19 protein-coding genes are annotated in these 22,046 nt (G+C 73.0%); 14 read left to right on the forward strand and 5 right to left on the reverse strand.

Going from position 1 to position 22,046, the window contains the following annotated elements; all coding sequences use genetic code 11:
* Positions 1-19: 19 nt before the first annotated feature.
* Positions 20-1,465 (reverse strand): ethanolamine permease, encoded by a 1,446-nt coding sequence (gene eat / locus HTV45_RS13590; protein ID WP_215205995.1) that lies wholly within the window; start codon positions 1,463-1,465, stop codon positions 20-22.
* A 147-nt stretch (positions 1,466-1,612) separates the two neighbouring features.
* A complete protein-coding gene (locus HTV45_RS13595) occupies positions 1,613-2,347 on the reverse strand; it encodes a FadR/GntR family transcriptional regulator (protein WP_215205996.1) in 735 nt (244 codons plus the stop codon).
* Positions 2,348-2,453: 106 nt separating this feature from the next.
* Here HTV45_RS13595 and HTV45_RS13600 point away from each other — a divergent pair, with 106 nt between their 5' ends.
* From HTV45_RS13600 to HTV45_RS13615, 4 genes are read left to right on the forward strand one after another with little or no spacing between them, the layout of a single operon-like run.
* Complete coding sequence (locus HTV45_RS13600; RefSeq protein ID WP_215205997.1) at positions 2,454-3,824, forward strand: glutamine synthetase family protein; 1,371 nt, start codon at positions 2,454-2,456, stop codon at positions 3,822-3,824.
* Between the two features lie 8 nt (positions 3,825-3,832).
* Complete coding sequence (locus HTV45_RS13605) at positions 3,833-5,218, forward strand: aldehyde dehydrogenase (RefSeq protein ID WP_215205998.1); 1,386 nt, start codon at positions 3,833-3,835, stop codon at positions 5,216-5,218.
* 6 nt (positions 5,219-5,224) lie between these two features.
* Positions 5,225-6,007 carry a 3-oxoacyl-ACP reductase gene (locus HTV45_RS13610; protein ID WP_215205999.1) on the forward strand — a complete coding sequence of 261 codons (783 nt, stop codon included), beginning with the start codon at positions 5,225-5,227 and terminating at the stop codon, positions 6,005-6,007.
* Positions 6,008-6,034: 27 nt separating this feature from the next.
* Complete coding sequence (locus tag HTV45_RS13615; RefSeq protein WP_215206188.1) at positions 6,035-6,958, forward strand: DUF2510 domain-containing protein; 924 nt, start codon at positions 6,035-6,037, stop codon at positions 6,956-6,958.
* 4 nt (positions 6,959-6,962) lie between these two features.
* Here the strand turns inward: HTV45_RS13615 and HTV45_RS13620 are convergent, their stop codons facing one another.
* A complete protein-coding gene (locus HTV45_RS13620; protein WP_215206000.1) occupies positions 6,963-8,165 on the reverse strand; it encodes an amino acid deaminase/aldolase in 1,203 nt (400 codons plus the stop codon).
* A 1,308-nt stretch (positions 8,166-9,473) separates the two neighbouring features.
* Here HTV45_RS13620 and HTV45_RS13625 point away from each other — a divergent pair.
* On the forward strand, positions 9,474-10,328 hold the full coding sequence (locus tag HTV45_RS13625) for a hypothetical protein (RefSeq protein WP_308309565.1): 855 nt from the start codon (positions 9,474-9,476) through the stop codon (positions 10,326-10,328).
* The gene (gene mycP, locus HTV45_RS13630) at positions 10,325-11,515 is read left to right on the forward strand and encodes a type VII secretion-associated serine protease mycosin (RefSeq protein WP_215206001.1); all 1,191 of its coding nucleotides are present in this window, start codon (positions 10,325-10,327) and stop codon (positions 11,513-11,515) included. The genes HTV45_RS13625 and mycP overlap by 4 nt, the downstream gene beginning before the upstream one ends.
* Positions 11,516-11,578: 63 nt before the next feature.
* On the opposite strand, the gene HTV45_RS13635 is transcribed toward mycP, so the two are convergent.
* Positions 11,579-12,277: a serine hydrolase gene (locus tag HTV45_RS13635; RefSeq protein ID WP_215206002.1), complete on the reverse strand. Its 699-nt coding sequence runs from the start codon at positions 12,275-12,277 to the stop codon at positions 11,579-11,581.
* A gap of 105 nt (positions 12,278-12,382) precedes the next feature.
* On the opposite strand from HTV45_RS13635, the gene HTV45_RS13640 reads away from it, so the two are divergent.
* Complete coding sequence (locus HTV45_RS13640; RefSeq protein ID WP_215206003.1) at positions 12,383-13,114, forward strand: SseB family protein; 732 nt, start codon at positions 12,383-12,385, stop codon at positions 13,112-13,114.
* A gap of 3 nt (positions 13,115-13,117) precedes the next feature.
* Here the strand turns inward: HTV45_RS13640 and HTV45_RS13645 are convergent, their stop codons facing one another.
* Positions 13,118-13,495, reverse strand: a complete 378-nt coding sequence (locus HTV45_RS13645) for a DUF1844 domain-containing protein (RefSeq protein WP_215206004.1) — start codon at positions 13,493-13,495, stop codon at positions 13,118-13,120.
* Positions 13,496-13,892: 397 nt separating this feature from the next.
* On the opposite strand from HTV45_RS13645, the gene infC reads away from it, so the two are divergent.
* The 7 genes from infC to pheT all read left to right on the forward strand — a co-directional run bounded on the left by infC (position 13,893) and on the right by pheT (position 21,571).
* Positions 13,893-14,570, forward strand: coding sequence for a translation initiation factor IF-3 (gene infC / locus HTV45_RS13650; RefSeq protein ID WP_215206190.1), 678 nt, complete (start codon positions 13,893-13,895; stop codon positions 14,568-14,570).
* A gap of 109 nt (positions 14,571-14,679) precedes the next feature.
* On the forward strand, positions 14,680-14,874 hold the full coding sequence (gene rpmI / locus HTV45_RS13655) for a 50S ribosomal protein L35 (RefSeq protein ID WP_003977225.1): 195 nt from the start codon (positions 14,680-14,682) through the stop codon (positions 14,872-14,874).
* A 98-nt stretch (positions 14,875-14,972) separates the two neighbouring features.
* Positions 14,973-15,356 (forward strand): 50S ribosomal protein L20, encoded by a 384-nt coding sequence (gene rplT / locus HTV45_RS13660; RefSeq protein ID WP_004933571.1) that lies wholly within the window; start codon positions 14,973-14,975, stop codon positions 15,354-15,356.
* A gap of 189 nt (positions 15,357-15,545) precedes the next feature.
* Positions 15,546-16,409 (forward strand): RNA methyltransferase, encoded by an 864-nt coding sequence (locus tag HTV45_RS13665; protein WP_215206005.1) that lies wholly within the window; start codon positions 15,546-15,548, stop codon positions 16,407-16,409.
* 88 nt (positions 16,410-16,497) lie between these two features.
* Positions 16,498-17,661: an ATP-binding protein gene (locus tag HTV45_RS13670; protein ID WP_215206006.1), complete on the forward strand. Its 1,164-nt coding sequence runs from the start codon at positions 16,498-16,500 to the stop codon at positions 17,659-17,661.
* A gap of 197 nt (positions 17,662-17,858) precedes the next feature.
* Positions 17,859-19,004, forward strand: a complete 1,146-nt coding sequence (pheS, locus tag HTV45_RS13675) for a phenylalanine--tRNA ligase subunit alpha (protein ID WP_215206007.1) — start codon at positions 17,859-17,861, stop codon at positions 19,002-19,004.
* The gene (pheT, locus tag HTV45_RS13680) at positions 19,004-21,571 is read left to right on the forward strand and encodes a phenylalanine--tRNA ligase subunit beta (protein WP_215206008.1); all 2,568 of its coding nucleotides are present in this window, start codon (positions 19,004-19,006) and stop codon (positions 21,569-21,571) included. The genes pheS and pheT overlap by 1 nt, the downstream gene beginning before the upstream one ends.
* Positions 21,572-22,046: the final 475 nt, after the last annotated feature.

Consider the following 22,046-nt stretch of genomic DNA (forward strand, 5'->3'; position numbering starts at 1 on the left):
CTCCCTTCCCGTCCCGTGTTCAGTCCCGTGACAACTCTGCCTCGGCCGCCGCCAGCGCGGCGAACTCCTCCTCCGGCGCCTTCGCCACCAGGTGCTTACGGCTGTACAGGCCGAAGTACGCCAGCGCCACGATGTACACCGCCAGTGCGATGAACGCCGCCGTCACATCCACCAGGAACGTCGCCACCAGCGCCGCGCACGCCAGTACCAGCGCCACCGAGGAGGTGAGCACACCGCCGGGTGTCCGGTACGGCCGCGCCAGCTCCGGCTCCCGGCGGCGCAGCACGATGTGGGAGAGCGACATCAGCGCGTACGAGATCGTCGCACCGAAGACGGCGATGTTCAGCATCCGGGCCCCGTTGCCCGTCCCGGCGGCCAGGGCGAAGCCGATCGCTCCCGGCACCAGCAGACCGAGGTACGGCGCCCTGCGGCTGCTCGTGAGGGACAGGAACCTCGGCAGATAGCCCGCGCGGGAGAGCGCGAACAGCTGGCGCGAACCCGCGTAGATCAGCGAGAAGAACGACGCGACCAGCCCCGCCAGGCCCGCGTAGTTCACGATCCGGCTCAGCACCGTCGCCTCGCCGTCCGGCTGGAGCGCCTCCACCAGCGGGTTGCCCGCGTCCTGGATCGCGGCCGAGCCCCGCGCCCCGGCCGCCGCGAAGAAGGTCACCACCGCCAGCACCACCAGAATGGCCATCGACCAGCGGATGGCCTTCGGCAGCGTACGGGCCGGCTCCCTGGTCTCCTCGGCCGCCAGCGGCACGCCCTCCACGCCCAGGAAGAACCACATCCCGAACGGGAAGGCCGCCCAGATGCCCAGCAGCCCCATCGGCAGCCAGGAGTTCGCGCCGAGCGCCGTGGAGTCCACCGGGATGTCGTCGAGGGACGAAGCGTCGAACTGGGGCAGCGCGGCCAGTGCGAAGACGACCAGCGCCGCCACCGCGATGCCCGTGACGACGAAACTGAACCGCAGGGCCTCGCCCACGCCCCACAGATGGATACCGATGAAGATGACGAAGCAGGCCAGGTACACGGGCCAGCCGGACTCCAGGCCGAACAGGCCCAGCGACTGGACGTAGTCGCCGATGAAGATGGAGATCGCGGCGGGCGCGAGCACGTACTCGATGAGGATCGCGGTGCCGGTGAGGAACCCGCCCCACGGTCCGAGCGCCCGGCGGGCGAAGCCGTAGCCGCCGCCCGCCGTGGGCAGGATCGAGGACAGCTCGGCCAGGGCGAAGACCATGCAGGTGTACATGGCGCCCATCAGCACCATGGCGATCGCCAGGCCGCCGAAGCCGCCCTCGGCCAGGCCGAAGTTCCAGCCCGAGTAGTCGCCGGAGACCACATAGGCGACACCGAGGCCGGTCAGCAGCAGCCAGCCGGCGCTGCCGCGGCGGAGCCTTCTGCGTTCGAGGTAGTCGTCCGCCTCACCGGCGGGCTCTTGGGACGTGGACGGAAGGCTCACGGGGCGACTCCCCAGGGGGCGGTGGCGAGGAAGTGGGCAATGGAACGGATCCAGACCTTTGTGGGCCCATACCTTCGTGGCGCGAACACCCCGAGCGCAACCCCCGTGCGTCAAGCCTGGGTAAACGATCCGTGCGGTGTCACCGCCTCACGCCAGAAACCCCCGCAGCAGCGCCGCCGTCCCCGCACAGTGCTCGCGCATCATCTCCCGCGCCCCGTCCGCGTCCCCCTCCAGCACCGCCTCGACCAGCGCCGCGTGTTGTTGCTGCGAGTGCTCCAGATTGCGCACCAGCAGCGGGATGCAGTCCAGCAGGTCGTTCACCGTCGCCCGCACCGCCGCGTACTGCGCGGTCAGCGTCGGCGACCCGCACAGCTCCGCCAGCGTGAGGTGGAGCAGCGTGTCCAGCCGCCGGTAGTCCGTCAGCGGTGCCTCCTGCGTACCGGCCAGCGCCGCGCGCAACCGCCCCGCCTGGCCGTCCGTCAGTCCATGGGCCGCGCACAACCCCGCCGCGCCCACCTCCAGCACCTCCCGGAAACGCAGCACGTCCTCGATGTCGACCTCGGCGACCCGCCGCCGCAGTTCCTCCCCGCCGGTGTCCGTCGGGCGCGGCAGCACGAACGTGCCGCCGTACCGGCCGCGCCGCGACTCCACCAGACCCTGCTCCTGGAGCACCTTCAGCACCTCGCGCAGCGTCACCCGGCTGATCCCCAGCCGCTCCGCCAGCTCCCGCTCGGCCGGCAGCCGCTCCCCTCCCGTCACCAGACCCAGCCGCACCACCTGGAGGATCTGCTCCAGCGCCTCCTCGAAGCCGTTGCCCGCGCGGACCTGCCGCAGCACCGGCGCCAGACGGTCCCCGACCGCGCCGGTCACATCTTCCGGCATCTCGCCGTGCCCCCTTCCCAAGCAATGGTTCCCGGTCATACCTTATGGCTGCCGGCTCGACCGACAAAGCCCGAGTAAGCCAGAAGAAGCCCGAGGAGGCTCTCCCGTGGCAGACCGCACACCCCCACTCGCCGTCGAGGAACTGCGCACCCTCGTCGCCGGCGGTGAGGTCGACACCGTCGTCCTCGCCTTCCCCGACATGCAGGGGCGGCTCCAGGGCAAGCGGTTCGCCGCGCGCTTCTTCCTCGACGAGGTGCTCCGGCACGGCACCGAGGGCTGCAACTACCTGCTCGCGGTCGACGCCGACATGAACACCGTCGACGGATACGCCATGTCCTCCTGGGAGACCGGCTACGGCGACTTCGCCATGTACCCCGACCTCGACACCCTGCGCCGGGTGCCCTGGAACGAGGGCACCGCCCTGGTCGTCGCCGACCTGGCCTGGGCCGACGGCTCCCCGGTCGTCGCCGCCCCCCGGCAGATACTGCGCCGCCAGCTGGACCGCCTCGCCGCCCTCGGCCACACCGCCCAGGTCGGCACCGAGCTGGAGTTCATCGTCTTCAGGGACACCTACGAACAGGCCTGGGACGCCGGCTACCGGGGGCTGACCCCGGCCAACCAGTACAACGTCGACTACTCGGTGCTCGGCACCGGCCGCATCGAGCCCCTGCTGCGCCGCATCCGCAACGAGATGACCGCCGCCGGACTCACCGTGGAGTCCGCCAAGGGCGAGTGCAACCCCGGCCAGCACGAGATCGCCTTCCGCTACGACGAGGCCCTGGTCACCTGCGACCAGCACGCCGTCTACAAGACCGGTGCCAAGGAGATCGCCGCCCAGGAGGGCGTCTCGCTCACCTTCATGGCCAAGTACAACGAACGCGAGGGCAACTCCTGCCACATCCACCTCTCCCTCGCGGACGCGGCCGGCGACAGCGCCATGCCCGGCTCACTTGAGGAACCGGACTCCATGTCCGAGGTGATGCGCCACTTCCTCGCCGGCCAGCTCGCCGCACTCCGCGAGTTCTCCCTGCTCTACGCCCCGCACATCAACTCCTACAAGCGGTTCCAGCCGGGCTCCTTCGCCCCGACCGCCGTCGCCTGGGGCCGCGACAACCGCACCTGCGCCCTGCGCGTCGTCGGCCACGGCCGCTCCCTGCGCTTCGAGAACCGGCTGCCCGGCGGCGACGTCAACCCCCACCTCGCCGTGGCCGGCATGGTGGCCGCGGGTCTGTACGGCGTCGAGCAGAGACTGGAACTGCCCGAACCCTGCGCGGGCAACGCCTACACCGCGGACTACGAGCACGTGCCCACCACCCTGCGCGAGGCCGCCGAGCTCTGGGAGACCAGCGAGATCGCCAAGGCGGCCTTCGGCGAGGACGTCGTGGCGCACTACCGCAACATGGCGCGCGTCGAGAACGACGCCTTCGACGCCGCGGTCACCGACTGGGAACTGCGCCGCTCCTTCGAACGCATGTGAGGCCCCTCGTGTCCGAGCAGTCCCCCGAGCAGCCCTCCGAGCTCCAGGTACTCAACCCCGCGACCGAGGAGGTCATCACCACCGTCCCGGCGGCCGGCCCCGCCGACGTCGACGCGGCCGTCGTACGGGCCACGCGCGCGCAGACCGCCTGGGCCGCCCTCGCCCCCGGGGACCGGGCCCGGCTGCTGCGCCGGTTCGCCGCCACGGTCGACGAGCACGTCGAGGAACTGGCCCGGCTGGAGGTCCGCGAGGCCGGCCACACCCTCGGCAACGCCCGCTGGGAGGCGGGCAACGTCCGTGACCTGCTCGACTACGCGGCCGGGGGAGTGGAACGCCTGACCGGCCACCAGATCCCGGTCCCCGGCGGGGTGAACGTCACCTTCCTCGAACCCCTCGGCGTCGTCGGCGTCATCGCCCCCTGGAACTTCCCCATGCCCATCGCCGCGTGGGGCGCCGCACCCGCCCTCGCCGCCGGCAACGCGGTGCTCCTCAAACCCGCCGAGGCAACCCCCCTCACCGCCCTGCGCCTGGCCCGGCTCGCCCTGGAGGCGGGGCTCCCCGAGCACCTGTTCCAGGTACTCCCCGGACCCGGCCCGGTCACCGGCAACGCCCTCGTCGAGCACCCCGGCGTCGCCAAGATCGTGTTCACCGGATCGACGGCCGTGGGCAAGCGGGTGTGGGCCCGGGGAGCGGACCGCCTCAAGCGTGTCACCCTCGAACTCGGCGGCAAGAGCCCCAACATCGTCTTCGCCGACGCCGATCTGGAGCGCGCCGCCGCAGCCGCCCCCATGTCCTTCCTCGACAACGCCGGGCAGGACTGCTGCGCCCGCACCCGCATCCTCGTCGAGCGTGCCGTGCACGACCGGTTCCTCGAACTGCTCGCCCCCGCCGTCGAGGCCGTCCGGGTGGGCGACCCGGCCGGCTCGGACGTGGACATGGGCCCGCTGATCTCCGCCGCCCAACGGGACCGCGTCCGCTCCTACGGCACCGGCGACCTCGACGGCATCCGCGGCAAGGTCCCCGAGGGCCCCGGCTACTGGTTCCCGCCCACCGTCCTCACCGGCGTCGATCCGGGCGCCCGCGTCGCCGTGGAGGAGGTGTTCGGTCCCGTCGCCGTCGTCCTCCCCTTCGACGACGAGGCCGACGCCGTACGCCTGGCCAACGCCACCGACTACGGCCTCTCGGGTTCGCTCTGGACCCGGGACGTCGGCCGCGCCCTGCGCGTCTCCCGGGCCGTGCGCGCCGGCAACCTGTCCGTCAACTCCCACTCCAGCGTCCGCTACTGGACCCCCTTCGGCGGGTTCAAACAGTCCGGCGTCGGCCGTGAACTCGGCCCCGAGGCCCTGAGCGCCTTCACCGAAACCAAGAACGTCTTCATCAGCACGGAGGCCTGACCGCACATGAGCGAAGAGATCATCTGCCGCCGCCTGGCCGGCCGCACCGCCGTCGTCACCGGGGCCGGCAGCGGCATCGGCCTCGCCACCGTCCGCCGGCTCGCCTCCGAGGGCGCCCACGTGGTCTGCGCGGACGTCGACGAGGCACGCGGGAAGGCCGCCGCCGAGGAGACCGCCGGCATCTTCGTCAACGCCGACGTCACCGACCCCGAGCAGGTCGAAGCACTGTTCCGGGCCGCGTACGACACCTACGGCAGCGTCGACGTCGCCTTCAACAACGCCGGCATCTCCCCGCCCGACGACGGTTCCATCCTCGAGACCGGCCTCGACGCCTGGAAGCGCGTCCAGGAGGTCAACCTCACCTCCGTGTACCTGTGCTGCAAGGCCGCCATCCCCTATATGCGCCGCCAGGGCAGGGGCTCCATCATCAACACCGCCTCCTTCGTGGCCCGTATGGGCGCGGCGACCTCGCAGATCTCGTACACCGCCTCCAAGGGCGGCGTCCTCGCCCTGTCCCGGGAACTCGGCGTGCAGTTCGCCCGCGAGGGCATCCGCGTCAACGCCCTGTGCCCCGGCCCCGTCAACACCCCGCTCCTGCGGGAACTCTTCGCCAAGGACCCCGAGCGCGCCGCCCGCCGCCTCGTTCACGTCCCGCTCGGCCGGTTCGCCGAGGCCGACGAGATCGCCGCCGCCGTGGCCTTCCTCGCCAGCGACGACTCCTCCTTCGTCAACGCCACCGACTTCCTGGTGGACGGCGGAATCTCGGGGGCGTACGTCACGCCCCAGTAGCGGGCGTCCTACAGTGCCGGGATGAGCATGACGCCCCCGCCCGGCTGGTACCGGGACCCGCACGCCCCGCACCTGGAACGCTGGTGGGACGGCGTGGCCTGGACCGAGCACCGGCGTACCCCCGGGCCCGCCGGCACGCCGCCGGCCCCGTCGGAGGGAGGCACGGGAGGCGGGGGAGCCACAGCAGGCGGTACCGGCCGCGCGGCGGTGATCGCCCTCACCGCCGCCGGGGCCGTGCTCGTCGCCGCGGTCGTCACCGGCGTGGCCGTCCTCGGTGGGGACGACGGCGACCCCGGGACGAGAAGCGTTCCGACCGCCACCGCGACCGACGCCCCGTCCCCCTCACCGTCCCCGTCCACACCGGAACCCGCCACCGACGATCCCGACCGCGTCGAGGACCAGCTCAACGGGATCACCTTCCCCCTCCTCGACGGCTGGGTCCGCCCCGAGCACATCGCGCAGGACGACGTCGTCATGACCACGGACGGCACCTATGACTGCCCCGGTGAGGGCTCCGTCTGCCGCCACGGCCTCGTCATCTCGCGCACCGTGACCGACAGCGACACGAGCTCCCCCGAGGAGATCGCCGAGGACGACATCTCCGACGCGGCCGACGCCGCCTTCGACGAGGACGCCCTCGGTCAGCGCCCGTACGGGGGAATGACGTCCCACGAGGTGGTGGACTCCGGCCCGGTCGCGGTGGCCGGCCGGGCCGGCTACCTCGTGCGCTGGCGCGTCACCACCGCCAAGGGTCCCGGCGGTTACGTGCAGTCGATGGTGTTCCCCTCCAGCGTCGGCACCGAGGCACCCGTCCTCGTCCGGTACGTCTTCGACGCGGGGGAGGACGGCCCGCCGCCGGCCGAGATGGACCGCATCACCGAGGGAATCCGCTCGGTCACCGACGAGGTCTCCTCCGGTGGCGTCGGCAGCAGCATCGGACCGGCGGACTGAGCCGTCACAGAAACGTGAGGCCCTCGCCGCGGTACGTCGGCACCGTCGCCGTCACGGAGTCGCCCTCCACCAGCCGCAGCGCGTCGAACCGCTCGCACAGTTCCCCCGCCTTGGCGTGCCGGAACCACACCGTGTCGCCGATCAGCAGATCGTCGGCGGGCGGACCCAGCAGCGGCGTCTGCACCTCACCGGCTCCCTCCCGGGGGTCGTACCGCAGCCCCTGGGGCAGGTACGGCACCGGCAGCCGGTCGGCGCCGGGTGCGCCGGAGGCCGGATAGCCCCCACCGAGCACGGTCACCACCCCGACCCCGGGCCGCCGCACCACCGGCAGGGCGAACAGCGCCGCCGGACGCCCGCTGAACGAGGTGTAGTTGTCGAACAGCCGCGGCGTGTAGAGGCCCGAACCGGCCGCGATCTCGGTGACCGCGTCCTCCGCGGCGGTGTGCTGCACACTGCCCGTGCCGCCGCCGTTGACGAACTCCAGATCCGGCACGACCTCCCGCACCGCCCGCACCACCGCGGCCCGGCGCTCGGCCAGCTCACGGCGCGCGGCGGCCTGCATCAGCCGCACCGCACGGGACCGCAGGGGCCGCCCGGCCACCGCGTCACCGACCCCCGCCACATGACCCTCGTACGCCATGATCCCGACGACCCTGAACCCGGGCCGGCGTGCCACCGCGCGCGCGACCTCGGCCATCTGGGAGGGGGAGTGCAGCGGGGAACGCCGGGCACCGACCCGCACCCGTCCGCCGAACAGCTTCAACGCCGTGTCCAGCTCCAGGCACACCCGCACCACCTCGTCACCACCGGCGCGCGACGCGTCGATCAGGTCCAGTTGCGCCGGATCGTCCACCATCACCGTGACGGCTGCGGCGAGCTTGGGGTCGGAGGCGAGTTCGGCGTAACCGGCCCGGTCGGCGGACGGATAGGCGAGGAGAACGTCGTCGAAACCGGAGCGGGCCAGCCACAGGGACTCCGCGAGCGTGAACGACATGATGCCCGCGAAACCGTCCCGGGCCAGCACCCGTTCCAGCAGCGCACGGCAGCGCACGGACTTGCTGGCGACCCGGACCGGTTTGCCTCCGGCCCTGCGGAGCAGATCGTCCGCGTTGGCGTCGAAGGCGTCCAGGTCCACGATCGCGAGTGGTGCTTCGAGCTGGGCGGTGGCCCGGTCGTATCGGGCCCGGTCGGCAGCGCGCGCAGTCATGACCGCAGCCTGCCAGACAGGATTACCGCAGGGTAGGGGGACGTTCCGGGCAGATGCCGCGGGCCTGCGGACTGGTTCCCGTTCGACGCGGATGACGCCGTAGAGTGACGCCCACGCACGGCGGAACAGGCCGGCCCGTATCCGGGCGGGATGACGCGCCGTCCGTGCGGGTATCTGTGCCCGGGACGAGCCGTGCCGGGCCCCTGGCAGCACAGACGCCCGCGCAGGCGGAGACGGCAACGGCCCGGGCACGAGGGAACGGGGGGTGCATGAGCACGGAAGCGCGCCGCGTCTCGCTCACCCCGCGCCCCCCGGTGCCCCCGCGCCCCGCCCACCCGCCGGACCCGGCGGATTCCGTCCAGCAGGGCCGGACCTCAGGCGGCCCGGGCGCCTTCGACCCCCGGAAGCCCACCCACGGCGCCACGGACCCGGGGCCCCCGCCACCACGCGCCTCCGCCCGGTTCCCCGACACCCCGCCCAGCGCGGGCCGGCCCCCGCGACCCCCTGCCGTCCCACCGCCCCCACCACCGGTGGACGGGGCCCCGCCCGCCCCGGACTCCGCGCCGTCCGTGGGGCGGGGCGAGCTGTCCGAGCCGTCCCCGGAAGCTCCGCCGTCCGCGCACCGGGGGCCACGCCTCCCGGAGGCTCCGCCGTCCGTGCTGTCGTCGGTTCCGGACGCCGCACGCTCCGCGGGGCGGGGCCCGCGCGTTCCGGAGGCTCCGCCGTCCGTGGGCCGGGTCTCGTGGCCGCCGGGGGGCCCGCCGTCCGTGCCGTCGTCGGTTCCCGACGCCGCACGCTCCGCGGGGCGGGGCCCGCGCGTTCCGGAGGCTCCGCCGTCCGTGGGCCGGGTCTCGTGGCCGCCGGNCGTGGCCGCCGGGGGGCCCGCCGTCCGTGCCGTCGTCGGTTCCCGACGCCGCACGCTCCGCGGGGCGGGGCCCGCGCGTTCCGGAGGCTCCGCCGTCCGTGGGCCGGGTCTCGTGGCCGCCGGAGGCTCCGCCGTCCGTGCCGTCGTCGGCTCCCGACGCCGCGCCGTCCGCGGGGCTGGGCCCGCGGTCCGCCGTTGCTCCGCCCGCCGTACCGCCGCAGCCCGGTCACCGGCCCACCGCGCGAGGCACGGGCACCCCGGCGGAGACCGCGTCGGAGATCACCACGCGCCTGCGACGCGTCCCCGCCGACCCGCCGGGCACGACGCCCCCGGCACCGCCCGCGCCCTCCCGCCCGGCGTCCGGCGCGGGGCCGCGTGAGGGGGAAGGGCCGGGGCACGGCCCGGTCGGTGCTCCCGACCCCTCGCTGTCCTGGAGCGCCCCCGTGGCACCGGGTGGCGTCCCGGGGGCCGGGCGGCCCACCGTGGTGTCGCTCGGGGAGCCGGAGGGGTACGACGAGAACGTGCGGCCGCGGCCGTTCGGGCGGCGCAGCCGTTCTCAGATCGTGGCCGCCGCGGCTTGCCTCGTGCTCGGCACGGGGCTCATCGGCGGTGCCGTCACCGGCAGTTGGCTCACCGGCGACTCCGAAGGACCTGACGCCCGGCACGGATTCACCGCTGCCGGAGGACTGTGGCACAACGTGCCCGTCGACCAGCTGTTCCCGCCCACCCTGCAGGGCAGGGGCGCGGGCCCCGGCGACTCCGACCGGTCCTGGACCCGTATCGCCGTGGCCCCCGACGGGAACTGCAAGGGCGCCTTCGACCCCCTGCTGCGCAAGGTCCTCGCCCCCGTCGGCTGCGAGCGTCTGCTGCGCGCCACCTACACCGACGCCACCCAGAGCCATGTCACCACCGTCGGGTTGCTGTTCACCAAGGCGGACGCCGTCGGCATGGCCTCGCTCGCCCGCCGTTTCGACACCGAGCGCCTGGACCGCCGTACCGACCTGATGCCCCTGCCGTACGTGGCGAAAGGAACCGCCGCCGCGGACTTCGGCCCGCGGCAGCGGGCCTCCTGGGTGATCTCCGTCCTCACCGACGTCCCCGTCGTCGTCTACGCCGTCACCGGCTGGGCCGACGGCCGTACCGTCGCCACCGCGCAGCCCGCCGAGGACGCCATGGAGTCCGGGGCCACCACCGCCCCAGCCCAGGCGGGCCTCGGCCACGAGGCGCGGGGACTCGCCGACCGCGTCGAGCGCGGGCTGCGCAAGCGGGCCGGCACCGCCACGGAGCAGCCCTCATGAGGCCCCGCAACGGCCGGCGTCCCGCCGCGGTCCTCGGCGCACTCCTCGCCGCCGGCCTCGTGCTGGTGCCCGCCACACCCGCGCACGCCGACGGCATCCGCGCCCGGCAGTGGTCGCTCGAGGCCCTGCACACCGAGGAGGTGTGGCAGACCACGAAGGGCGCGGGCGTCACCGTCGCCGTGCTCGACACCGGCGTCGAGGCGGACCATCCCGACCTCGACGGCAACGTCCTCGCCGGCAAGGACCTCGTCGGCTTCGGCGCGAGCGAGGGCGATCGCGCCTGGGCCCGCCACGGCACCGCCATGGCCGGGATCATCGCCGGCCACGGCCACGGTCCCGGGAACTCCGACGGCGTCATGGGCATCGCGCCCGAGGCGAAGATCCTCCCCGTGCGCGTGATCCTGGAGGACGGTGATCCCTCCCGCGCCAAGGCCCGCAGTACCCGTGGCAACGCCCTCGCCGAGGGCATCCGCTGGGCCGCCGACAACGGCGCCGACATCATCAACCTCTCCCTCGGCGACGACTCCGCCTCCGCCCACCCCGAACCCGGGGAGGACGAGGCCATCCAGTACGCCCTCCGCAAGGGGGTGATCGTCGTAGCCTCCGCAGGGAACGGCGGCGAGAAGGGCGACCGCGTTTCCTACCCGGCCGCCTACCCGGGCGTCATCGCCGTGACCGCCGTCGACCGCTACGGCACCCGCGCTCCGTTCTCCACCCGCCGCTGGTACGCGACGGTCAGCGCGCCCGGCGTCGACGTGATCATCGCCGATCCCGACCACAAGTACTACGAGGGCTGGGGCACCAGCGCCGCCGCGGCGTTCGTCTCCGGGGCCGTCGCCCTGATCGAGGCGGCCCGTCCGGGCCTGACCCCGGCCCAGATCAAGCGGCTCCTGGAGGACACCGCCCGCAACGCCCCCGCCGACGGCAGGGACGACTCCCGCGGTTTCGGCTTCATCGACCCGGCCGCGGCGATCAAGGCGGCGGCCGGGCTCAAGCCGGACGGGCTGAGGCCGGCGGCCTTCGGGGAGCAGCACTTCGGTCCCGGACCGGACAGCGAGGAGTCCGACGCGGGCACCGCCGAGTGGGCGGCCCCCCTGGCGGGCAGCGCCGGCGGCGTCCTGCTCGTCGCCGCGGTGGTCCTGTGGCGCGGCCGTCGCACGGACCGGCAGGGTTTCCATAACCTCTAGAAGAAGGGCGCCCGCCCACGGACCGCCCGCCCGCGGACGCCCGCTCCCGGCCTGCGGACCGGCTCAGCGCCGCCGCCGCGCAGGGCTCGCCCCGTCCCGGTCCGTGAGCGCATGCCTCACCGCCGCCTCCACCAGGGTCACGCCCCGCTCCCGCGTCGTGTTGCCGTCGGACAGCGCCGCCACCAGGCAGTCGCGTCCGCCGGTCCTGACGTACCCGGTGCTGTGCACGACCCACAGTCCCGTCGCGCCGCGTGGCAGCCAGCCGTTCTTCACCGCCCACGCCGTGCCGCCGTCCGCCGCGGTCGGCACCCCCCACGCCTGCTCCGGGACGACCTGCTCCATCAGGCCCCGTACATACGCCCGTGAGGCCGCGTCCAGTTCCGAGTCCGGGCCGAAGACCTGCCGCAGCAGCGCCAGCCGGTCCGGGGCCGTGGTGCGGGTCAGTCCCCACAGCGTGCCCTCGCCGCCCGTGGTCTCCTTCAGTCCGAGGCGGGCGTTCGCGGCGTCGAGGCCCGCCGCCCGGCCGATGCCGTCCCACAGGGCCGACGCCGCGTCGTTGGCGCTGCGTACGATCATCGCCTCCGCGTACGACCGCTCCGCCCCGGTGAGTTCCCGTCCCGCGTCCTGCGCGCCGAGCAGCAGCGCCGCCAGGATGTCCAGCTTCACGGTACTCGCCGTGACGAACACCCCGTCCCCGCGGGAGACGGTCTCCCCGGAACCCAGGTCCAGTACCGCCACGGACACCCGCGCCACGTGCGCCACCGATGTCTCCCTCCGTCGAAACCGAAACCGAAACCGAAACGAAACCGAAACCGGGACCGGGACCGAAGCCGGCCCTGTCACGCGCGGCCGATAGGGTCGGTGACCGTGGCGAACAAGAACATCCCCGACTCCCCGTTCCGCGACGACGACGGCACCGCCGACCCCCGGCTGAGAGCCGCGCTCGCCGCCTGGGCCGAGGACGGCAACGCCGTCGGCCCCGTCCTGGAGGCACTGAAGGGCGCCCGGCTGCTCGTCCCCGTCGTGGCCATCCTCGGTGAGGTGGAAGAGGACGAGCACGGGCTGCGCCGCGAGAAGACCAGCGACATGGCCGTACCCACCCTGAAGGCCGGCGGCCGCACCGCCCTGCCCGCCTTCACCTCCACCGAGTCCCTCGCCCGCTGGGACCCGGCCGCCCGCCCCGTCGCCGTACCGCTGCACCAGGCGCTGCAGGCCGCCGCGCACGAGAAGGCGGACACGGTCATCCTGGACCTGTCCGGCCCGGTGCCCTTCGAACTCACCGGTCCCACCCTGCTCGCGCTCGCCGAGGGACGTACCAGCGCCGACCCGCTCACCGACCCGGCCGTCGTCCGGGCGGTACGGGCCGCCGTGGCCGCGGAGCCCGTCGTGCTGCGCGCCCACCTCGGTCCCGGCCGGGCCGACGGCACCCTCGCCCTGGTCCTGGACCCGGCCGTCCCCGCCGCCGATGCGGCGCGTGCCGTGGCCGAGCGGCTCGCCGCCGACGAGACACTGCGGGCCCGTCTGGTGCGCGGCCTCGACCTGGCGGTCCTCCCGGCCGGGGCGACGCCACCCGGCGAGCCCCTGTACGTCCGTCCCTGAGCCCTAGCCGTAGATCGCGCCGGTGTACTTCTCGCCCGGCCCCTTGCCCGGCTCGTCCGCGACCAGCGAGGCCTCGCGGAACGCCAGCTGGAGCGACTTCAGGCCGTCACGCAGCGGGGCCGCGTGGAAGGAGCTGATCTCGGTCGCGGAGGCGTCCAGCAGACCGGCCAGCGCGTGCACCAGCTTGCGGGCCTCGTCCAGGTCCTTGAACGTGTCGCCCTCCTCGGTCAGACCGAGCTTCACCGCGGCGGCGCTCATCAGATTGACGGCGACCGTCACGATCACCTCGACCGCGGGGACCTCCGCGATGTCGCGGGCCATGGCGTCGAAGTCGGGGTTGCCGGTGGTCTCGGGGGTGTCCGAGGGGGAGGAGTCGCTCATGCCCCACACGATAGGCGCAGCAGGACGCCCCCTTGACGCCAGGAGGCCGCAAGACGGCCGGTTGGTGCACCCCGGCGGGAGCTGCTAACCTTGTGTAACGACCGGTCGGACCCGTATGCCCCATGGTGCACGAGCCCGGCCCACAAGTGGAGGCTCCGAACTCCCACCTGGCCGCCCTCAGGGCGGCGGGTCACCGGTCAGGCGGTGCCGTCCCCGAGGCGGCGGTCCGTCCGATAACGCGCCCCGCGGTCGCCGTGGTGGTGCTCCGGTAGTTCAAGGAGCCCTGCCTGTGATCGTCCGGGGCATTTTTCATTGCATCGGCGCGGTTAGGTCTAACGAACACAGACGTTACGCGGCTGTCCGCCAGACCGTCGCGTGGTGCTACCGAGGAGGATCCATCAGCGCCGAGCCCCGCATCAACGACCGGATTCGCGTTCCCGAGGTGCGACTTGTCGGTCCCAGCGGCGAGCAGGTCGGGATTGTTCCGCTTGCCAAGGCCCTGGAGCTTGCGCAGGAGTACGATCTCGACCTCGTCGAGGTCGCGGCGAACGCCCGTCCGCCCGTGTGCAAGCTCATGGACTACGGGAAGTTCAAGTACGAGTCGGCCATGAAGGCCCGTGAGGCGCGCAAGAACCAGGCGCACACGGTCATCAAGGAGATGAAGCTCCGGCCGAAGATCGACCCGCACGACTATGACACCAAGAAGGGTCACGTCGTCCGGTTCCTCAAGCAGGGCGACAAGGTCAAGATCACGATCATGTTCCGTGGTCGCGAGCAGTCCCGGCCGGAGCTCGGCTACCGGCTGCTGCAGCGGCTCGCGGAGGACGTGGCCGACCTCGGATTCGTCGAGTCGAACCCGAAGCAGGACGGCCGAAACATGATCATGGTTCTCGGTCCGCACAAGAAGAAGACCGAGGCGATGGCCGAGGCTCGCCAGGCGCAGGAAGCCCGCAAGGCGGAGGCGAAGGCCAACCCCGGCCGTTCGATGAACGCCGCGGACCCCGACGCCGCCAACGCCTCGGACTCCGACGCCATGGACGCCGAGGCTCCGGCCGAGGCTCCGGCCGAGGCGTGACCCCCGGGGGCGCCAGCCCCCAGGAGTACCCCCATCCAGTACGACGCTCCACCGTGCCCGGTTTCACGACCGGGCACCGGAGCGCCACCGACGAGGAGAGAACGGCGCTATGCCGAAGAACAAGTCGCACAGCGGTGCCAGCAAGCGCTTCAAGATCACCGGCTCCGGCAAGGTGCTGCGTGAGCGCGCCGGCAAGCGCCACCTGCTCGAGCACAAGTCGTCCCGCGTGACGCGTCGCCTCACCGGCAACGCCGAGATGGCCCCGGGCGACGCCGCGAAGATCAAGAAGCTTCTCGGCAAGTGACGTTCCGGCGCGCGAGCGCCCTGCGCACGTCAGACCGGGACCCAATCGATTTCGGGCCGTGTGGGCACAACCACGGCCCCGCTACAAGGAGTTAACAAGTGGCACGCGTCAAGCGGGCAGTCAACGCCCACAAGAAGCGCCGGGCGATCCTCGAGCAGGCCTCCGGCTACCGCGGTCAGCGTTCGCGCCTGTACCGCAAGGCCAAGGAGCAGGTCACCCACTCGCTGGTCTACAACTACAACGACCGCAAGAAGCGCAAGGGTGACTTCCGCCAGCTGTGGATCCAGCGCATCAACGCCGCTGCCCGCGCCAACGGCATCACGTACAACCGCTTCATCCAGGGGCTGAAGGCCGCGAACGTCGAGGTCGACCGCAAGATCCTGGCCGAGCTGGCCGTCAACGACGCGACCGCCTTCGCGGCGCTCGTCGAGGTCGCGCAGAAGGCGCTGCCGGCGGACGTGAACGCGCCGAAGGCCGCGTGACGCTGCGCTGGCTCTGAGCCGACGTGACTTTATGGACCCGCAGGCTGCGACGGCTTGCGGGTCCTGTTGTTGCCGTCGCGTCAGCCGCGGCCGTCCGGCCGCGGGTCCGTTGCGGCCGGTCGCGCAGTTCCCCGCGCCCCGGGGAGTCGCACGGCCGCATGTCGAGTACTTCCGAAGGTGACGAAGAAGATGGCCCCCGTCAGCCCCGAGCTGATCTCTCCCCGTTCTGCCCGTGTGAGTGCCGCCCGGCGGCTCGGCAGGCGGAACTTCCGGGGGAAGGAGCGGCTGTTCCTCGCCGAGGGGCCGCAGGCCGTGCGGGAGGCCGCGGCGCACCGGGGCGGGAACACCGGCACGCTCGTCGAGCTGTTCGCCACCGTCGAGGCCGCCGAGCGGTACGCCGACATCATCGGCGGGGCCCGCGACGGCGGCGCCCGGATCCACCTCGCCTCCGAGGATGTCATCGCCGACATCTCCACCACCGTCACCCCGCAGGGACTCGTCGGGGTGTGCCGGTTCCTGGACACGCCGTTCGAGGAGATCCTCGCCGCCCGGCCGCGCCTCGTCGCCGTGCTCGCGCACGTACGCGACCCCGGGAACGCCGGCACCGTGCTGCGCTGCGCCGACGCCGCGGGAGCCGAGGCCGTCGTCCTCACCGACGCCTCCGTGGACCTGTACAACCCCAAGGCCGTACGCGCCTCCGTCGGCTCGCTGTTCCACCTGCCCGTCGCCGTCGGCGTCCCCGTCGAACGGGCCGTGGCGGGACTGCGGGACGCGGGGGTACGGCTGCTCGCCGCCGACGGCGCCGGGGACCGGGACCTCGACGACGAACTCGACCGGGGCACCATGGGCGGCCCGACGGCCTGGGTCTTCGGCAACGAGGCCTGGGGGCTTCCCGAGGAGACCCGCGCGCTCACCGACGCCGTCGTCCGCGTTCCCATCCACGGACGGGCGGAGAGTCTGAACCTGGCCACCGCCGCCGCCGTATGTCTCTACGCGTCGGCACGTGCACAGCGCGCCGCCGGAGGGTGCCGCTGCGTCACCGGAAGCCAGTAAGGTGACCAGCCCGGGGACCCTCCCCAAGCTCTCGGCCGGTCCCGAGCACGGGGCGCCCCGCGGAAGTTCCGAGAGGTGGGGTACGGGAATGAGCGTCGGCACGAGCAGCGCACGGGGAGCCCAGCGGGCCGCCCGCCCGCCCGCGCCCCGGCCCGGTGACCTCGCCGACCTCGGCATCGACCCCGACCAGCTCCCCGACGGACTCGTCGTCGCGGACGAGCACGGCCGGGTGATCTGCTTCAACGCGGCCGCCGCCCGCATCACGGCCGTACCCGCCGCACACGCCCTCGGACGACGGCTGGAGACGGCCCTGCCGTTAGAGGATCTGGAGGGCCGCCGCTGGTGGCAGCTGACCGATCCCTACGGCGGTCTCGCCATCCGGGTCGGTCAGCCCGAACGCAACCTCCTGCTCCACGGGGGCCGCGAGATCCTCGTCTCCGCGCGCTACGTCCGCACCCGGCCCACCGGACCCGTCCGCCGCGTCGTGGTCACCCTGCGGGACACCGAGGCCCGGCGCCGCACCGAGCGCAGCCACGCCGAGCTGATCGCCACCGTCGCCCACGAACTGCGTTCCCCGCTCACCTCGGTCAAGGGCTTCACCGCCACACTGCTCGCCAAGTGGGAGCGGTTCACCGACGACCAGAAGCGGCTGATGCTGGAGACCGTCGACGCCGACGCCGACCGGGTCACCCGGCTCATCGCCGAACTGCTCGACATATCCCGCATCGACTCCGGGCGCCTGGAGGTGCGGCGCCAGCCCGTCGACATCGGTGCCGCCGTCGGACGCCACATCCAGGCCCATGTCGCCGCCGGGCAGCCGGCCGACCGGTTCCTGCTGCGGGTGCAGCACCCGCTGCCCGACCTGTGGGCCGACCCCGACAAGGTCGACCAGGTCCTGAGCAACCTGCTGGAAAACGCGGTGCGGCACGGCGAGGGAACCGTCACAATCGACATCACGCCCTCGGCCTCCCCACGGGAACGGGAGACCACCGACAGCGCCGCGCCCGTGGAGACCGCCGCCACGTCGGTCACGGTGAGTGACGAAGGGCCCGGCATCCCGGAGGAGTCCATGAACCGTGTCTTCACCCGCTTCTGGCGGGGCAGCAAGCGCGGCGGGACGGGCCTCGGGCTGTACATCGTCAAGGGCATCGTCGAAGCCCACGGCGGCACCATCGAGGTCGGACGCGCCCCCGGCGGCGGCGCCGAGTTCCGATTTACGTTGCCCGTGGCGGCACCGGCGTATCTCACCTGAGACGCCCGCCGGGCCCCACGGGCGCATACGTGATACCCAGCCCCGTTAGACTCGGCCTCTGGCACCTTTGCGTCCCCGGGGCGAAAGAAGCGGACGACACCCGCGGGTGTTCCGTCCACGAGTCGATGACGGGGACCATCAGCCCTGGGGGCACCTCTCAGCGGTAGCTGGGGGACAAATCGGAAGCACGGGAAGAGATGTCGGCACCGAACAAGTCGTACGACCCGGTCGAGGTCGAGGCGTTGAAACCGGAACAGATCGAGCGCATGCGGGACGAGGCGCTCGCCGCCTTCGCCGCCGCGGACTCCCTCGACGCGCTCCAGGAGGCCAAGGTCGCCCACACCGGCGGCGCCTCCCCGCTGGCCCTGGCCAACCGCGAGATCGGGGCCCTGCCGCCGCACGCGAAGGCCGACGCGGGCAAGCGCGTCGGGCAGGCGCGCGGTGCCGTGAACAAGGGCCTGGCCGCCCGCCAGGCCGAGCTGGAGGCCGAGCGCGACGCACGCGTCCTGGTCGAGGAGGCCGTGGACGTCACACTGCCCCATGACCGCGTGCCGCCCGGCGCCCGTCACCCGCTGACCACGCTCTCCGAGCGCATCGAGGACATCTTCGTGGCCATGGGCTACGAGGTCGCCGAGGGTCCCGAGGCCGAAGCCGAGTGGTTCAACTTCGACGCCCTCAACATCGGCCCGGACCACCCGGCCCGCGGCGAGGCCGACACGTTCTTCGTGCGGACCACATCCGACAGCGGCTCGGCCGCGGGCTCCGGCGGCACCGAGTCCGGTGTCGTGCTGCGCACCCACACCTCGCCCGTGCAGATCCGCTCCGCGCTCGACCGTGAGCTGCCGGTCTACGTGATCTGCCCCGGCCGGGTGTACCGCACCGACGAGCTGGACGCCACGCACACCCCCGTCTTCCACCAGGTCGAGCTGCTCGCCATCGACGAGGGCCTGACCATGGCGGATCTCAAGGGCACCCTGGACCACATGGTCCAGTCGCTGTTCGGCGCGGAGATGAAGACCCGGCTGCGGCCGAACTTCTTCCCCTTCACCGAGCCGTCCGCCGAGATGGACATGCTCTGCTACGTCTGCAGGGGCGCGTCCGTCGGCAACCCCGACCGGCCCTGCCGCACCTGCTCCAGCGAGGGCTGGATCGAACTCGGCGGCTGCGGCATGGTCAACCCGCGGGTGCTCACCGCCTGCGGCGTCGACCCCGAGAAGTACAGCGGCTTCGCCTTCGGGTTCGGCATCGAGCGGATGCTGATGTTCCGCCACAACGTCGAGGACATGCGAGACATGGTCGAGGGTGACGTCCGGTTCACCCGGCCGTTCGGGATGGAGATCTGATGCGGATCCCGCTTTCTTGGCTGCGGGAGTACGTCGACCTGCCGGCGACGGAGACCGGCCGTGACGTACAGGCCAAGCTCATTTCGGCGGGACTCGAGGTCGAGACCGTCGAGCACCTCGGCGCCGACCTCAAGGGTCCCCTCGTCGTCGGCCAGGTGCTGACCATCGAGGAGCTGGAGGGCTTCAAGAAGCCGATCCGCTTCTGCACCGTCGACGTCGGGCAGACCAACGGCACCGGTGAGCCCCAGGAGATCGTCTGCGGCGCCCGCAACTTCGCCGTCGGCGACAAGGTCGTCGTGGTCCTCCCCGGCGCCACCCTGCCGGGCGGCTTCTCGATCAGCGCCCGCAAGACGTACGGCAAGACCTCGCACGGCATGATCTGCTCCGGTGACGAGCTGGGCATGGGGGACGACGGCAGCCACGGCATCATCGTCCTGCCGCCGGAGACCGAGGTCGGCAAGGACGCCATCGAGCTCCTTGAACTGGTCGACGAGGTCCTGGACATCGCCGTCACCGCCAACCGCGGCGACTGCCTGTCCCTGCGCGGCGTCGCCCGCGAGACCGCCATCGCCTACGGCCTGCCGCTGCGCGACCCGGCCCTCCTCGACGTGCCGGGACCGAACGCCTTCGGCTACCCGGTCAAGGTCTCCGACCCGGCCGGCTGCGACCGCTTCACCGCCCGCACGGTGACCGGCCTCAGCCCCGAGGCGCGCTCCCCGATCTGGCTGAAGCGCAGGCTCCAGAAGGTCGGCATGCGCCCGATCTCCCTCGCCGTCGACGTCACCAACTACGTGATGATGGAGCTCGGCCAGCCGCTGCACGCCTACGACCGGGGCCTTGTCCAGGGCACCATCGGCGTGCGCCGCGCGGCGGAGGGCGAGAAGATCGTCACCCTCGACGGCGTCGAGCGGACGCTGCACGCCGAGGACCTCGTCATCACCGACGACCGCGGCCCGATCGGTCTCGCCGGTGTGATGGGCGGTGCCGACACCGAGATCGCCGACCATGACGACCTCGAGAAGTCGACCGGCGACGTGGTGATCGAGGCGGCCCATTTCGACCAGGTGGCCGTCGCCCGCACCGCCCGCCGCCACAAGCTGTCCTCGGAGGCCTCCCGCCGCTTCGAGCGCGGCGTGGATCCGCAGGCCGCCGCCGCTGCCGCGCAGCGGACCGTCGACCTGCTGGTGCTGCTCGCCGGCGGCACCGCCGAGGCCGGCGTCACCGAGGTCATCGCCCCGACCGCGCCGCACACCATCACCGTCGCCGCCGACCACCCCGACAGGGTCGCGGGTGTGACGTACGGCCGCGAGACCGTCGTACGCCGCCTCCAGGAGGTGGGCTGTGACGTCTATGGGAACTCTGCCGCGTGGAACGCGTCATCGAGGGGTGGCGGCCGGGAGACGGGCGGGCAGGACGAGCTGATCGTCACCGTGCCGTCCTGGCGGCCCGACCTCACCGACCCGAACGACCTGGCCGAAGAGGTCATCCGGCTGGAGGGCTACGAGAACCTGCCCTCCACGCTGCCCAGGCCACCCGCCGGCCGGGGCCTGACCGCCCGGCAGCGGCTGCACCGCCGTGCCGGCCGCGCGCTCGCCGGCGCCGGGTACGTCGAGGCGCTGAACTACCCGTTCGTCAGCGAGCAGGTCTTCGACCAGCTCGGTCTCGACGCCGACGATCCGGCCCGCCGTGCCGTCAGACTGGTCAACCCGCTCAGCGACGAGGAGCCCGCGCTGCGCACCACGCTGCTGCCGGGACTGCTCGGCGCGCTGCGCCGCAACGACGGCCGGGGCTCGCACGACCTGGCGCTGTTCGAGACCGGTCTGGTCTTCCACCCGGGCGACGAGCGCAAGGCGGCCGCGAGCCTGCCCGTCGACCGGCGCCCGAGCGAGGACGACATCGCCGCGCTGAACGCCGCGCTGCCCGACCAGCCCCGGCATGTCGCCGTGGTCCTGGCCGGGGCCCGTGAGCAGGCCGGCTGGTGGGGCAAGGGCCGTCCGGCCGACTGGGCCGACGCGGTCGAGGCCGCCCGGACCGTCGCCCGCGAGGCCGGCGCGGAACTGGGCGTCCGCAAGGGCCAGTACGGGCCCTGGCACCCGGGCCGGTGCGCCGAGCTGACCGTCACCGTCGACGGCGCCGAGCGCGTCATCGGCCACGCCGGTGAGCTGCACCCTCGCGTGGTGAAGACGCTGGGCCTGCCCGCGCGCAGCTGCGCGATGGAGCTCGACCTCGACGCCCTGGAGCGGGTCGGCGACGACACCCCGCAGGCGCCGGTCATCTCCACGTTCCCGGTCGCCACGCAGGATGTCGCGCTGGTCGTCGACGCGTTCGTGCCGGCCTCGGACGTCGAGGCCGCCCTGCGCGAGGGCGCCGGTCCGCTGCTGGAGTCCATCCGCCTGTTCGACGTGTACGAGAACGCCGAGCAGCTGGGCGAGGGCCGCAAGTCCCTGGCGTACGCGCTCCGCTTCCGCGCGGCCGACCGCACGCTGACCGTCGACGAGGCGTCGGCGGCCCGCGAGGCGGCGGTCACGCTCGCGACCGACCGCACAGGAGCGGTCCTCCGCAGCTGACCCACCCGCCCGCGGCGCAGGCCCCGCCCACCGGGCACGGGCCTGCGCCGCGGACGCGTCGGCACGGTCGCCGCCCCGGCGCCCGCGGACCCGGGCGACCCGGGCGACCCGGGCGTTGCCACGGCACCGTCCCGGGGCGTCCGTCGGTTGGGGTGTGCGTCCGCCGGCGCGGTCGCTGCCCGGTCTCCGTCCGGACGTGCGCCGGTGCCCGCCCGGGGGGTGTCGCCGGTGCGGGGAAGCTCAGGCACCGGAACGGTTCTGAAGGGCTGGCCGGGGCGTCCGGAGCCCCGCACGTCTCCCTGCCGGCCATCGCCCCTTCGCCGATCCAGGGATGAGAGGGCGTGCAGTGCGCCTCCCGCGCCACCTCGTGCCCCTCAACCCGCCGGTCACCTCACTCGTTCGAGTGACTAAACCGGGTGATGCGTCTGGATCAGGCCATACGGTCGACAGAATCGGACCGGCCTCTCGAGGCCGG

Origin of the sequence: Streptomyces sp. CHD11 (genome assembly GCF_018638295.1) — a bacterium.
In the GTDB taxonomy this organism is placed as follows: Bacteria; Actinomycetota; Actinomycetes; order Streptomycetales; family Streptomycetaceae; genus Streptomyces.